We start from the raw sequence: 14,067 nt of genomic DNA, 5'->3' as shown, positions 1-14,067 counted from the left end.
GTCATGGAGAAAATAATGAATAAATCTGAATTAGTAAGTTCAATTGCAGAAAAAGCTGGTTTAACGAAAGCTGATGCAGCAAAAGCATTAGATGCAACTGTTGCTGCAATAACTGGTGCAATGAGCAAAGGCGATTCTGTTGCAATCATCGGTTTTGGTACTTTTAAAGTAGGTGATCGTGCAGCCCGTACTGGCCGTAACCCACAAACGGGTGCAGAGATGCAAATCCCGGCTGCTAGAGTACCTAAGTTCACAGCAGGTAAAGCGCTAAAGGATAGTGTGAACGGATAATTCTTCCGCTTTAACATTACAAAGATCGTATCAAAGCCCTTATTTATTAAGGGTTTTGTGTTTTTAAGGCCCTGATAAGCAGACCATTACCCCTCGGATTAGTTTGCAAAGTTTAGATATACTGCAATAAAACAAGCGGTTAACGAAGCGCCTTTAAAAATATGCTAAAAACATCAAAAACTTGATTGACATGTTGCCGTAGCACTCTATAATACGCCACATCAATTGAGTACAAAGATTTTGAGTAAGTTTTCTTACCAAGGGTTTTAAACTTAATTAGGGTGATTAGCTCAGCTGGGAGAGCATCGCCCTTACAAGGCGAGGGTCACTGGTTCGAGCCCAGTATCACCCACCAATTTGGTCCTGTAGCTCAGTTGGTTAGAGCGCCCGCCTGTCACGTGGGAGGCCGAGAGTTCAAGTCTCTTCAGGACCGCCATATTCAAAGGCGACATAGAGTTAATTCTGTATGTCGCCTTTTTCATTTCTTGAATCTGTCCTTGTGGGCGTCTTTTCAAGACGCCATCCTTGTCGTAATTTAAGCCAGCAGAATATTAAAATGCGGTTACCTAAACCTCTTACTGAAGGTAGCTATATATTCAACTCTTTTGTTTAGAGAGCTTATTAAGTGGGTTTATAGGTGTTTTATAGGTGAGGGTGGATGGGTCGTATGCGATTGACGCCACCCTGTCTATGTATGATTAAGCGAGTGCAAGTGCTTTATGAGGAGAGGCCTTAAAGAACCCAAGGGCATCCATCATGCTGTCAGTATCGCTTTGCATTTGGTTTGCTGCGGCAGAGGCCTGTTCAGATAAAGCTGCATTTTGTTGGGTGATACCATCAATTTGGGAAATCGCAATGTTAATTTGGCTGATGCCTATTTTTTCCTCCCGACTACTCGTCGTAATTTGATCAACGATGTCTGTAATTTCAATAATTGAAGCGTTAATAGAGAAGAGCATCTCGCCAGATTGGCGCACTTGCTGCTCCCCCGTTTTAACTTGGCTGACACTGGCTTCGATGATCTTTTTAATGTTGCTCGCAGCCTCAGCTGATTTCTGTGCTAAGTTTCTGACTTCACTGGCGACTACTGCAAATCCACGCCCATGTTCTCCAGCCCTTGCGGCCTCAACGGCCGCATTCAATGCGAGCAAATTCGTTTGAAATGCAATGCTGTCGATTAAAGAGGTGATCTCCGAGATTTGTTCACTGGAAGTCGTGATCTTGTTCATTGATTGACGTGCTTTTTCAACAATCTCCATGCCTGTTTGTGATTGTTCTCTTGTTTTGTGTGTTAGCACATCAGCATGGACAGTCGAGTCGGTATGCTCACTGACGGTTGCTGTAATCTGTTCTAACGCTGCTGCGGTTTCTTCTATACTGGCTGCTTGCGCTTGGGTACGAGAAGAGAGGTCGATACTGGCTGTGCCGACTTCCTGTACGGCCTGTTGGACGCTTTGAGCGGATAACTGTATCAGAGTTACTATTCGGTTTACCTCTTTGGCTGACGTATTGATGGCGGTTTTAAGGTCATCAAAGTCCCCCTGGTAATCGCCAGAGATGGTTTTGGACAAATCACCTGATGCTTGCGCTTGAACCACTGTTTTCACTTCGGTTATGGCCGCTTCAACTGTGCTTACCGTTGCATTAATATGCTGTTTAAGCGTATTAATTTCCCCGGGCAATTCCGTTTGAATCCTAGAATGTAGATGGCCTTGGCTGATTTGCTCCATAACAGAGTTGGTTTCAGTGATAAATGCTTTAAGGCTTTCAACCGTGTGATTGGTTGAATCGGCTGCTTGCTTAAATTCTCCTTTAAGCTCAGCCGTAATATGTTCGTCAAAATTCCCCTGAGAAATGCAATAGTTGACTCTATTTAGTTCATTAAAGGTGGATTCAAGTTGGTGGGCAGAGTCGTTGATGCATGTTTTTAAGGCTAAAAATTCTCCCACTAATACGCTGTCTATCCGTCCGGTAAATTGGCCTTCAGATACCTGCGACATTATGCGTTTTATATCCATAAAGGCGTGCGATTGAGTGTTTAACATTTTATCAAAAGAGTGGGCAATTTGGCCGATTTCATCTTTAGATTGAATGCCAGAATGGAGGCTAAAATCCCCTTTGCTATTAACTTGATTAATGCATTGGGTTAGATGTTTGATAGGCGCTGAAATTTTACGGGCAAGGAATACTACGATCAGTACTGAAAGCACGAGCGCGAGTAGCGTATTGATTTCAACCGCGGTAATCAATGCTTCTGCTTTTGAATAGGCCATATCAATATTCTGATTAGCAATTCCCCAGCTTTCATTTTGCAGTTTATGACTTAACTGCTCTAAATGATGAGTGGTTTGTGATAAATCTTCGTCAATGAGACTTCGGATTGAAAGTAGGTCTACTTTAAGTTGTTTGATGTCATCGTCAAAACGACCAACCGAAGCTTGTATTTCAGGCACTAACGCCAAGACACCAGGCGATAGGTCGTATTCAATAATGACTGATAGGCTGTCTTTTAAGGCTTTCAACTCTCTTTGGACAAGTTGATAGTCTGCTTCACGCAGTTCTTCGACATAAAGCAAAAGCTTCACTTCGGCTGTTTGGACATGTTCGATCGCGGTAGCAGCAAGTAGTGCCGTTTCTGAACCTGAGCTTATCTTTAATTGGTGTAGGTCATGGATAATGCTCTCGACTTGTTTGTCACTAATATCATGCAGGAGGCGTACACTTTCTTGACTCTTAGGAATGAGGTTCTGTAAGACGGTTTCGTAATAGTGTTGATGGGCATCGTTCAGTTTGCCGACTTGCTCTTGTTGAAGGTCAGTGAGTGGAAAGTCGTACATTTTTTTGATGGTCGCACTGTTTGTTTTTTCAAGAACGGTTAATTCTTTGATGGTAGAGTCTGAATGTTGCAGTAAAAATTTAAGGACAGCTAATTGTGCAGATTGACTGTTTTCCAGAATATTGCTGGCGAGATTAGCCGTTGGAATGGAGGAATCCTTAACGCTATTGACCTCTTTTTCGATAAGGTGCGCGTCGGTCAGAGTCACGGCTGCTGTGACAATCATAAATGTGAACATGATTAAGGGGGCTATTAATAGCTTATTGAACATGCTTAGATTTGAAATAAATCCTGAGAAATCTTTGTTTTTAGTCATGATTCACCTTTGTTTTTCGCCACCCAGAGTGTGGTGCTTATGCGTCTCAACTGGACACAGTAATAAACTTACGGTAGTTGTTTTTTATAGTAGAGTTTTGAATATAACAAAAAAGGCGTGTAAAGGTAATGAGGTTTTTTTTGGGGAAGGATAAGAAATCCGAGTATAGAAGAGGTGGTGGAACTCAGGCCCAATTAGGGCTTGAGTGAAGAGTGATGGCGTTTAAGTTGAAGCAGTGATGTTGTACCCACCGTCTACATAAGTGATCTCACCGGTAATTCCAGAGGCTAAATCTGAACATAAAAAAGCAGCGGTATTGCCGACTTCTTCAATGGTCACATTACGGCGCAACGGGGTAGAAGCAGCTGCTTTATCAAGCATACTTCTGAAGTCTTTAATGCCAGCGGCTGCTAAGGTACGAATAGGGCCGGCTGATACGGCATTGACACGAATACCGTCTTGACCTAAATCAGCCGCTAAATAGCGAACGGTTGCTTCCAAAGAGGCTTTGGCAATGCCCATCACGTTATAGTTCGGTACAGCGCGTTCAGCCCCAAGATAAGAAACCGTAATGACAGAGCCATTCTTGGCCTTAAGCATTTCATAAGCGGCTTTAGTACAAGCTGTTAAACTATAGGCACTGATGTCGTGTGCAATGCTGAAGCCTTCTCGGGTAGAGGCATCAATCATTCGGCCTTCTAGTTCAGCGCGAGGTGCAAAAGCCACGGAGTGTACTAATGTATCCAAACCCTCTGTCCAAGTCTGTGCGAGTTCCGTCATCACACTGTTGATTTCATCATCATTCGCCACGTCCAAAGGTAAAACAATTGAAGAGCCAAGTTCTTCGGCAATCTTTTCAACACGACCTTTCAGTTTTTCATTTTGATAGGTTAGGGCGATTTCAGCACCTTGTGCATGCATTTGCTTTGCAATTCCGTAAGCAATAGATTTGTTATTTGCGACACCGATGACTAAAACTTTCTTTCCGGTTAGGAATCCCATGTTGTTCTCCAATCTTATTGAGTCTTATAATTACGTCAATTTAGTTTAAAATCACGTATGATGAGTATTAAATTTTATGAGCATTATAACGCTAAACAGGCAGTTATAATGGCTGTAATTGATAAAATCCGTTTAGATTATTTAGATGAGAGTGTATCTTTGTCTACCAATACTTTTATCTTCTTTTAGCGTGTGTAAACGTATAGTGAATCTACCTTTGTTATTTAAGAAACCATTCCTAAATCAGGTCACTGACCTCTGTCGTCCTTGGTACAGAATTTTGGCCATGGTTGTTTATGCCTCAAGTTGCTCTGCATCGGCCTGGAATACCCCTTATAGTGCTGATCAAACGCGTTCTCAAACGCTGTTTAGCTCCTTTAGCGAGTCGCCTAAACATTTAGATCCAGTGGTGTCTTATAACTCTAACGAGTGGGCGATTTTAAGCCAAGTGTACGAACCACCTCTCCAGTACCATTATTTGAAACGCCCTTATACTTTAGAGCCTTTAACCCTCGCTAAGATGCCTGAAACCACGTATTTTGATGCCAAAGGGAAAATCGTAGCAGAAGCGTATCCAAAAATTGCTTTTACTGAGTATCTCTTTACGCTTAAGCCTGGCATACAATTTCAACCCCACCCGGCATTTGTTAAAGATCAGCTTGGACAGTTTAAATATCATCATCTGGATTCAGAGGCGTTATCCAAGATTGAAACATTGCGTGACTTTAAACAAAAAGACACTCGAGAACTCATCGCAGCAGATTATGTTTATGCACTGAAACGCATGGCTTTAAGGCAAAATCACTCACCAATATTTGATTCTATGGCGCGCTATATTGAAGGCCTTACACTCTTTTCTGAGACGGTTTCTAACGCTTATCAAATAGAACTTTCCGTTAATGATAAAACCACCAAAACCCATTTCTTCAACTTAAATAAGTTTGATATTAGTGGTGTTCAAGTTATTGATAAATATCATTATAAAATAAAAATAAAAGGAGTGTATCCGCAGTTCTTATATTGGTTAAGTATGAACTTCTTTGCGCCGATTCCATGGGAGGCCGAAGCTTTTTATAAACAACCAGGCCTGGTCGAAAAAAACTTAACTCTGGATACCTCACCCGTTGGTACGGGACCTTATCAACTGGTTGAGAATAATCCCAATAAACGCATGCGTTTACTCGCTAACCCGAACTATCATCTAGAAACCTATCCGGTCGATGGCTTAGCAGAAGGTGCAGATTCTGCTCTATTGAATGATGCAGGCAAGCGGTTACCTTTTATTAAAGAAGTGGTTTATTCGCTTGAAAAAGAAAGCGTACCTTTATGGAATAAGTTTTTGCAGGGTTATTACGATGCTTCAGGTGTCAGTTCTGATAGTTTCGATCAAGCCGTCTCAGTTTCCAATTCGGGCTCTATGCGCCTCACGCCAGAAATGCAGAAAAAAGGCATTCAGTTTTTAAATATGATTCAGCCCAGTATTCTCTATTTTGGCTTTAATATGGTAGACCCTGTGGTAGGTGGTTACTCTAAGAAACAGCGTAAGTTGCGTCAGGCATTGAGCATTGCGGTTAATTTTGAAGAGTATATATCGATCTTTCTCAATGGTCGAGGTGTCACAGCACAAAGTCCGATACCACCTGGTATTTTTGGTTATCAATCAGGTCAAGCTGGCCGCAATAGTGTTGTGTTCGATTGGAGAGATGATCGCTTACAACGTAAGTCTATAGAGGTCGCTAAACAACTGCTAACTGAAGCGGGATATCCCAATGGACGTATGCCAGATGGATCACCTTTAACCTTACATTATGATACGGCCGCCACAGGGCCAGACAGTCAATCGATGTTGAACTGGTATCGTAAACAGTTTGCTAAGCTTGGTATCGAACTGGTGATTCGCGCAACGGACTACAATCGCTTTCAAGACAAAGTACGGGGTGCTAAAGTACAGATGTTTTCTTGGGGCTGGAATGCCGATTATCCCGACCCTGAGAATTTTCTGTTTTTACTCTATGGAGGCAATGCAATTATCAATACCAATGGTTCCGGAATTAATAGCGCCAATTACGATAATCCAAAATTCAACAAGCTTTTCTTAAAAATGAAGACTATGAAAAATGGGCCCAAACGGCTAGCGATTATTGAGGAAATGACTCTGTTATTGCAAAAAGATGCCCCTTGGATATGGGGGTATCATCCAAAATCGTTGGCGCTGTATCACCATTGGTTGCACAATGTTTGGCCCAACCCTTTAGCAAATAATACTGTTAAATATAGACGTATTGACGCGAAAGAGCGTATCTTAAAACAAACCGCATGGAATCAACCTGTTATTTGGCCAATGATAATCGTGTTTACGATTATCATTGGCAGTATCTATCCTTTACATTTGGCTTATCGTCGCCGCCAGGCCGCCATTATTAAGATAAGCGCAAAAAACACGCAAAGTGAGAACACCTAGATGTTTGCTTACATTATGAGAAGAGTGCTGTTCGCACTGCCGATTTTGATTGGAGTTAACTTTATCACGTTTGCACTGTTTTTCATGGTGAATACGCCAGAAGACATGGCACGTGCCCAATTAGGGGCTAAGCAAACCACGCCCGAAATGATACAGTCGTGGAAAGTAGATCACGGCTACGATAAGCCACTATTTTTTAATGCAGATGCACCAGGGCTGGCCAAAGTGCAAGATACCCTGTTTGTGCAAGAATCCATGAAGTTGTTTGTCTTTGATTTTGGTCAGTCTGATTCAGGTAGACAAATTACGGCGGATGTTTATGAACGTATGTGGCCAAGCCTAGCCATTGCCTTACCGACGTTTGTCATTGGTTTAGTCACTAATATCGCTTTGGCGTTGCTGATTGTTTTATTCAGAGGTTCGGCCTTAGATACTGCCACCATGATGGTGGCGGTCGCGATTATGTCTATCTCAGGCCTGTTTTATATCATTGCCGGACAAGTCTTGTTCAGTAAGGTTTGGCATTGGGTACCCATTTCGGGATATACAGAAGGCTGGGAGGGGTTTAAGTTTTTGATCTTACCGATTTTTATCGGGGTGTTTTCTGGTATTGGTGCAGGCATGCGTTGGTATCGAAGTATTTTTTTAGAAGAGATGAATAAGGACTATATTCGTACGGCCCGTGCCAAAGGCTTATCTGATCTCAAAGTCCTATTTGGTCATGTGCTCCAAAATGGTATGCTACCGATTCTAACGGGTGTAGTGGTCGTTATTCCGACGCTCTTTATGGGCAGTCTGATTATGGAATCCTTCTTTGGTATACCAGGCCTGGGCAGTTATACGCTGGATGCGATTAATGCCCAAGATTTTGGCATCGTGAAAGCCATGGTGTTTTTAGGCTCGGTTTTATATATTATCGGCCTGATTCTCACGGACATCTCTTATACGCTGTTTGATCCTCGGGTAAAGTTAGCATGAGTTTTGTATGGTTGTGGACGGATTTAATGGTTTGGAGCTTGCTGTTTGTTATTTTGGCAGGGATTCGTTCGATTAAACACTCCGAGCAAGCTAGAAAGCAGTGGCGTAGTATTTTTGAGTCGCCAATTGCCATGGCTTCAGCGGTGATCTTAACGTTTTATTTTGTGTTTGCATTATTGGGTTCTGTACATATTCAGCTAGCCTCTAGTGGTGATAGCAGCTTAGACAAAAGACATGGGGTCTATAGTGTATTAGATCTTTCTTTGATGCATTTAATCGAACAAACAGAACGCACTTATTCTGCGCCATTTGCCACGCATGAATACAGTACATCCTTAAATTTTGATGAAAACGGCCAAGTCTCACAGAGTTATTTAGCCCTGAAATATGGGGGGCAGCACTTAACAAAAGGTGCTTCCATTTGGTTGGATGTTTTGAAGAAAACAGGCTTGCCGTTACTGCTCACGTTTGGAATTATGGCACTGTTACTCTTGCTTCACGGTCTTTTCAGATTTCGAACGGCCGCTCTTCGAGACATTAATAACAAAGCCAAGACATTGCCGTGGAAAACAGCTTATATCAGCGTATTTAGCTTATTATTTCTCTTTATTTGGTTTTATCACCTAAGCCACTTTTATCATGTTTTAGGAACCGATAAAGTCGGGCAGGATGTCTTATTACAATCGATCAAAAGTATCCGTACTGGTGTATTGATTGGACTGTTAACCACCTTAGTCATGTTGCCTTTGGCACTGATATTAGGCATTAGCGCGGGTTACTTTAAAGGCTGGGTAGATGATGTGATTCAGTATATATACACCACCTTAAATTCGATTCCTGGGGTATTGTTGATTGCCGCCGCCGTGCTGGTCATGCAAGTGATTATCACCAATAACAGCGACTGGTTTGGCAGCACAGAAGAGCGTGCAGATCTGCGGCTACTCTTTTTAATCTTTATTTTAGGGTTAACCAGTTGGACGGGATTGTGCCGTTTATTACGTGCTGAAACTCTTAAAATAAGCCAAGTAGAATATGTTTCTGCTGCCAAAGCTTTTGGTTTAGGGCCTTTTAAAATTATTAAAAATCATATTTTGCCCAATTTAATGCATTTGGTCTTAATTGCCTTAGTGTTAGACTTCAGTGGGTTGGTACTGGCAGAAGCAGTGCTCTCTTATGTGGGCGTTGGGGTGGACCCAACCACGGCCAGTTGGGGTAATATGATTAATCAAGCACGTTTAGAAATGGCCCGAGAACCGATGGTTTGGTGGTCTTTGTTCTCGGCATTTGTTTTTATGTTTACCTTGGTTCTGTCTGCGAATTTATTCTCAGACAGAGTACAGACCGTATTAGACCCGAGACGGGTTCATTAATTTGAGAATTTAATAAACGTAAACATAAAGATAACTTTAAGCAAAAAATGACAATTTCCACAAATTGATAAAGATGAAATAAAATGATGGCGCAAGCACTTTCAACGGTATTAAACATCAAAAACCTGAGTATTTCAGTGAATGACTCGCCTTTAATAAAGGATGTTAGCTTCTCGATTGAGTCGGGCGAAATCTTTGCATTGGTCGGAGAGTCGGGCAGTGGTAAGTCGCTAACCTCGCTTGCCATTATGCGATTACTGCCTGAAGCTTTGCAGGTTACGGCTGGACAAATTTCACTTAATCAAACAGATCTGTTTACCTTACCTGAATATCAAATGCAGAAAATTCGCGGCAAGCAGGTTGCGATGATTTTTCAGGAGCCTATGACCTCCTTAAACCCCGTCATGAAAGTCGGTGAACAGGTTGCAGAAGTTTTACGTGTGCATCTGAAAATTCGCGGTAAACTCGCGCGTCAAAAAGTGGTCTCTCTATTTGAAGAGGTGGGTCTCCCCCAAGCCAATGACCGTTATGACTGGTTTCCACATCAACTCTCCGGCGGTCAGATGCAGCGGGTGATGATTGCCATGGCTTTGGCTTGCGAGCCGGATCTGTTGATTGCGGATGAACCGACCACTGCTTTAGATGTCACCATCCAAGCACAAGTCTTAGAGTTGCTAAAAACGATTCGTGATAGACGTGGTCTGTCTATTTTATTTATTACCCATGATATGGGCGTCGTCAATGAAATGGCCGATCGGGTTGCCGTCATGAAACAAGGTGAGATTGTCGAGCAGGCGGATAAAGAACACTTCTTCAGTCACCCCCAGCATCCCTATACTCAACAGTTATTGGCAGATGCCATACCTAAGCAATCCTTTAAACCGATTATTGACACTAAATCATTACTGCAAATAAATGATTTAAAAGTACATTTCCCTGTTAAGAAAGGACTTTTTCAACGTACGGTTGGTTACGTCAAAGCCGTAAACGGTGTCACCTTAACCATCAAAAAAGGTCAAACTTTGGCGCTCGTAGGTGAGTCCGGTAGTGGCAAAAGTACAATTGGTCAGGCCATCTTAAAACTGGTTAATAGCACTTCTGGCTCTGTAAATTTCAGCAGTCCGGGTGAGGGTGGGTCAAACATCGAAAGTATTGTCGACTTTACCGCTTTAACCGAAAAGCAGATGAAACCGTTTAGAAAGAAGGTGCAGGTTATTTTCCAAGACCCTTTTTCAGCGTTGAATCCGCGTATGACCATCAGTGAAATCATTCGCGAAGGTATGAATAGCCTGCAAGTCGGTTCGCCTAATAAAAAAGACCAAGATGCACGTATTGAAGAGTTATTAGAGCAAGTTGGTTTATTAGCAGAGCATAAGTATCGCTTCCCTCATGAGTTTTCGGGTGGCCAGCGCCAAAGAATCGGTATTGCACGGGCATTGGCGGTTGAGCCAGAATTGATTATCTGTGATGAACCCACCAGTGCGTTGGATGTGACGGTGCGTGCACAGGTATTGAATCTACTTGAAGAGTTGCAGCAAAAATATCAACTCTCTTTCCTCTTTATTACGCATGACTTATCGATTATTCCTGCGATTGCACATGAGGTTGCTGTCATGAAAGAAGGACGTATTGTCGAGCAAGGCAGTGTTGAACAAGTGATGCGATTTCCAAAACATGAATATACCCAAGCCCTATTGAATTCAGCTCCGAAGTTATTAAGGCAAACGATGCCTTAACGTCTTTTTTTGAATGGCGAACCGCTTTGGTGTTTTATTTAAAGGTAAACAGACCAGGTATCATGGTAGACCATAACTTATTTTAATGCGTTATGTTGAATGGGCGGTATATATTATCTGATCCAACCTTATGACTATCTTGCTGTCGCCGTTGACGACCTATGAGAATGAATAAAAATGCTTGATTACGCTGATTACATTAAAATTTTCATCGGTTTGTTAGCCATTGTGAATCCGTTTGGCGCCATACCGTTATTTATAAGCATAACGGCTGATCAAAATGAGAAGCAGCACAAACAGACGATTAACCTTGTCGCTATTAGCGTTGCCATCATCCTGCTCGTCACGCTATTTTTCGGTGAATTATTATTACGGTTTTTTGGCATCACGATTGATTCATTTAGAGTGGGAGGTGGCATATTGATTTTATTAATGGCGATTTCGATGCTACATGCTAAAACAAGTTTATTAAAACAGACGAATGCCGAAGCAAACGAGTCCGCGCAAAAAGAGTCGGTCGCCATTGTGCCACTTGCCATCCCTTTATTAGCGGGACCAGGCGCCATCAGCGCGGTGATATTGGCGGCCAATAAGTCACATGCTGTGAGCCACTATTTTACGATTGCTGCGGGCATTCTCTTACTAAGCCTAATTGTTTGGATCCTGCTTCATCTATCGCCTTGGATTTCAAAACGTCTTGGTATCACCGGCATTAATGTTTTTACTAGAATCATGGGTTTAATCTTGGCCGCGATTGCGATTGAGTTCATTGCAAATGGACTGAAAGGCATTTTTCCTATATTAGCCTAATCGGTTAATGACGATTGAAATGTTATCTTGAACCAAATAAATTTATTCATAGAGTCATAGATGGGTCCTTTTTAAACGAATCCATGATAAAAGGCTTTCAGTTTTTGGCTTTGAGACATAATTTGATTCAATTGAATCAAAGCTTCTTATTAAACCGTGTTGAACATTTCTGCTAAGGACAAATGGTATGAGGACATCTTTAAACTATCCCTCTGAGAAAATAGGACTGCCACCAGGTACACTCGTTCATGTGGGTGAAGTGCATGAAGCTGACACTCAAATATCATTAATTGATTACAGTAAAGAGGTCGTTGAAGAGCTGCAGATTGATTCCATTGAAGAGATCTTAAAGTATAAAAATAATTCAACCACGACATGGGTCATTGTTGAGGGGTTAGCAACGGTGGATGTGGTTGAGACGATTGGACGGGAGTTTGATGTCCATCCTCTTGTTTTAGAAGATATTTTAAACACACATCAAAGGCCAAAATTTGAAGAGTATGATGATTATCTATATATTGTTCTAGATGGGTTGCTACCTGAATCAACCTCTGAAAATGAGCAATTTTTGGTCATCTATGAACAAGTCAGTATTCTTGTGTTTAGTAATTTTGTGTTTACCTTTAAAGAGAAAAAAGATGAGCTTTTTAACCCCGTATTAAAGCGAATTAAAGCAAGTAAAGGGCGTATTAGAAGCCTTGGAACGGATTATCTCACCTATGCAATATTGGATGCCATTGTCGATCAAAATTTTATTCTGATTGATGCCCTCGATGATGTGGTCACATACATTGAAGATGCGCTTCTTACCTCTGACCCCACTAAAGAAATTCTCAATAAGATTCAGCACCTAAAACGGGATATCATTCATATTCGAAAAAGTATCTCTCCGGTTAGAGAGCTAATGTCGGGATTACTTCGCTCTGAATCCACTCTTATTAACCAGAGTACACATCTTTATTTCAGAGATGTCTCTGATCACGCAATACGTGTATTAGAGTCCATTGAAACCTACAGAGACATACTGTCTGGTTTACTGGATATTTACATCTCCAGTATCAGTAATAAAATGAATGAAGTCATGAAAGTACTCACCGTATTTGCCTCAATTTTTATTCCACTGACGTTCCTTGCGGGTATCTATGGAATGAACTTTCAATACATGCCTGAGCTTGCCTTAAAATGGGCTTATCCAGCCATTTGGGTCGTATTTATAACGATTCCTGTTGTTTTATTGATCTATTTTAGAAGAAAAAAATGGCTATGAACGTTAACCAGTACGACCACTAAGGTCATGTTTGAGTTAATTACTAAATGTTTACCCGTGAAGAATAAGCTCTTATTTAGCTTGAATTAAATATTGGCTATTATTTTTAAAACAGATTCAGAGCCTGGATAACAGGTTTTCCACTTTATAAAAAGGAAGTTTTAATGTTTGGTTTTATCTCGAGAAATATGTTGACCGGCCTAATTACCATTCTGCCAGTATTTTTAACCTTATACCTGTTGTATTGGATGGCAATCACCGCAGAATCTGTGCTTGTTGGCTTGTTTGCCTATGTTTTGCCGAATGCATTGTACTTGCCTGGCATGGGAGTGGTTGCAGGTTTATTGGTGCTGTTTTTAATCGGTGTCTTGATGCATGCCTATGTGGTACGCGTATTGTTTGAAAAATTAGAAAATTTAATTTCTCATATGCCCATTATCAAGCCAATCTATAATGCGTTTCGAGATTTCTTCGATTACTTCAAACCCAAAAAAGACCAGGATTTTGAACAGGTGGTGTCGGTACAGATCAATGGTAATATGAAAGTTATCGGCTTTATCACCGAGCATGAAATGCATAAGTTACCGCAAGGTTTTAATGATGATGACAATGTCTTGGTGTATTTGCCGTTGAGCTATATGATCGGTGGTTATGCTGTACTGGTGCCCAAAGACTCCGTTACAGTTGTTGATATGAGCATGGAAGAAGCGATGCGCTTTAGCTTAACAGCGGGAATGACCGGAGCGGGTACTAAACATAATAAGTAATGAAAACTCTATAAGCTCTACAAATCTATTTAAAACGAACAGGCCTGGTCATTTTAAATAGGTAAAACCCACTTAATCGTTTTGTTAAGTGGGTTTTTTTTGAGTTAAATTCGGCTAAATAAGCAGATTTAGTTTTATTTTGATCCGAATGTTTCAAAGATAAATTAATCGTTGCTTACTTCATAAATTCTTTCAATGCAGAAGATCACTCTCGATTGACTTATTAAATATCG

10 protein-coding genes and 2 tRNA genes are annotated in these 14,067 nt (G+C 41.3%); 10 read left to right on the top strand and 2 right to left on the bottom strand.

From position 1 onward, the window contains the following. The first annotated feature begins 3 nt into the window (after positions 1 to 3). The 3 genes from F612_RS0103230 (at position 4) to F612_RS0103220 (ending at position 727) form a co-directional block, all read left to right on the top strand. Positions 4 to 291: an HU family DNA-binding protein gene (locus F612_RS0103230; RefSeq protein ID WP_169335981.1), complete on the top strand. Its 288-nt coding sequence runs from the start codon at positions 4 to 6 to the stop codon at positions 289 to 291. A 279-nt stretch (positions 292 to 570) separates the two neighbouring features. Next, positions 571 to 646, top strand: a tRNA-Val gene (locus F612_RS0103225). A gap of 4 nt (positions 647 to 650) precedes the next feature. Beyond that, a tRNA-Asp gene (locus F612_RS0103220) sits at positions 651 to 727 on the top strand. Positions 728 to 989: 262 nt separating this feature from the next. On the opposite strand, the gene F612_RS0103215 is transcribed toward F612_RS0103220, so the two are convergent. Together F612_RS0103215 and F612_RS0103205 are read right to left on the bottom strand one after the other, a co-directional pair. After that, entirely contained in the window at positions 990 to 3,443 is a 2,454-nt protein-coding gene (locus F612_RS0103215; protein ID WP_019556309.1) for a methyl-accepting chemotaxis protein, read from the bottom strand. A gap of 222 nt (positions 3,444 to 3,665) precedes the next feature. After that, positions 3,666 to 4,445, bottom strand: coding sequence for an enoyl-ACP reductase FabI (locus tag F612_RS0103205; protein ID WP_019556308.1), 780 nt, complete (start codon positions 4,443 to 4,445; stop codon positions 3,666 to 3,668). Between the two features lie 286 nt (positions 4,446 to 4,731). Between F612_RS0103205 and F612_RS0103200 the strand changes: the two genes are divergently transcribed. The 7 genes from F612_RS0103200 (at position 4,732) to F612_RS0103170 (ending at position 13,834) form a co-directional block, all read left to right on the top strand. Next, positions 4,732 to 6,906: an ABC transporter substrate-binding protein gene (locus tag F612_RS0103200; RefSeq protein WP_019556307.1), complete on the top strand. Its 2,175-nt coding sequence runs from the start codon at positions 4,732 to 4,734 to the stop codon at positions 6,904 to 6,906. Further along, complete coding sequence (locus F612_RS0103195; RefSeq protein ID WP_019556306.1) at positions 6,907 to 7,884, top strand: ABC transporter permease; 978 nt, start codon at positions 6,907 to 6,909, stop codon at positions 7,882 to 7,884. Beyond that, positions 7,881 to 9,254 carry an ABC transporter permease gene (locus F612_RS0103190; RefSeq protein ID WP_019556305.1) on the top strand — a complete coding sequence of 458 codons (1,374 nt, stop codon included), beginning with the start codon at positions 7,881 to 7,883 and terminating at the stop codon, positions 9,252 to 9,254. The genes F612_RS0103195 and F612_RS0103190 overlap by 4 nt, the downstream gene beginning before the upstream one ends. Positions 9,255 to 9,337: 83 nt before the next feature. Further along, the gene (locus tag F612_RS0103185; RefSeq protein ID WP_019556304.1) at positions 9,338 to 10,990 is read left to right on the top strand and encodes an ABC transporter ATP-binding protein; all 1,653 of its coding nucleotides are present in this window, start codon (positions 9,338 to 9,340) and stop codon (positions 10,988 to 10,990) included. A 177-nt stretch (positions 10,991 to 11,167) separates the two neighbouring features. After that, positions 11,168 to 11,800 (top strand): YchE family NAAT transporter, encoded by a 633-nt coding sequence (locus tag F612_RS0103180; protein WP_019556303.1) that lies wholly within the window; start codon positions 11,168 to 11,170, stop codon positions 11,798 to 11,800. Between the two features lie 187 nt (positions 11,801 to 11,987). After that, entirely contained in the window at positions 11,988 to 13,067 is a 1,080-nt protein-coding gene (gene corA, locus F612_RS0103175; protein WP_019556302.1) for a magnesium/cobalt transporter CorA, read from the top strand. A gap of 164 nt (positions 13,068 to 13,231) precedes the next feature. Continuing rightward, positions 13,232 to 13,834, top strand: coding sequence for a DUF502 domain-containing protein (locus F612_RS0103170; protein WP_019556301.1), 603 nt, complete (start codon positions 13,232 to 13,234; stop codon positions 13,832 to 13,834). The last annotated feature ends 233 nt before the right edge of the window (positions 13,835 to 14,067 follow it).

The sequence above is a fragment of the Thiomicrorhabdus arctica DSM 13458 genome (assembly GCF_000381085.1).
Classification (GTDB): domain Bacteria; phylum Pseudomonadota; class Gammaproteobacteria; order Thiomicrospirales; family Thiomicrospiraceae; genus Thiomicrorhabdus; species Thiomicrorhabdus arctica.
This window is presented reverse-complemented; position numbering and strand designations above follow the sequence as displayed.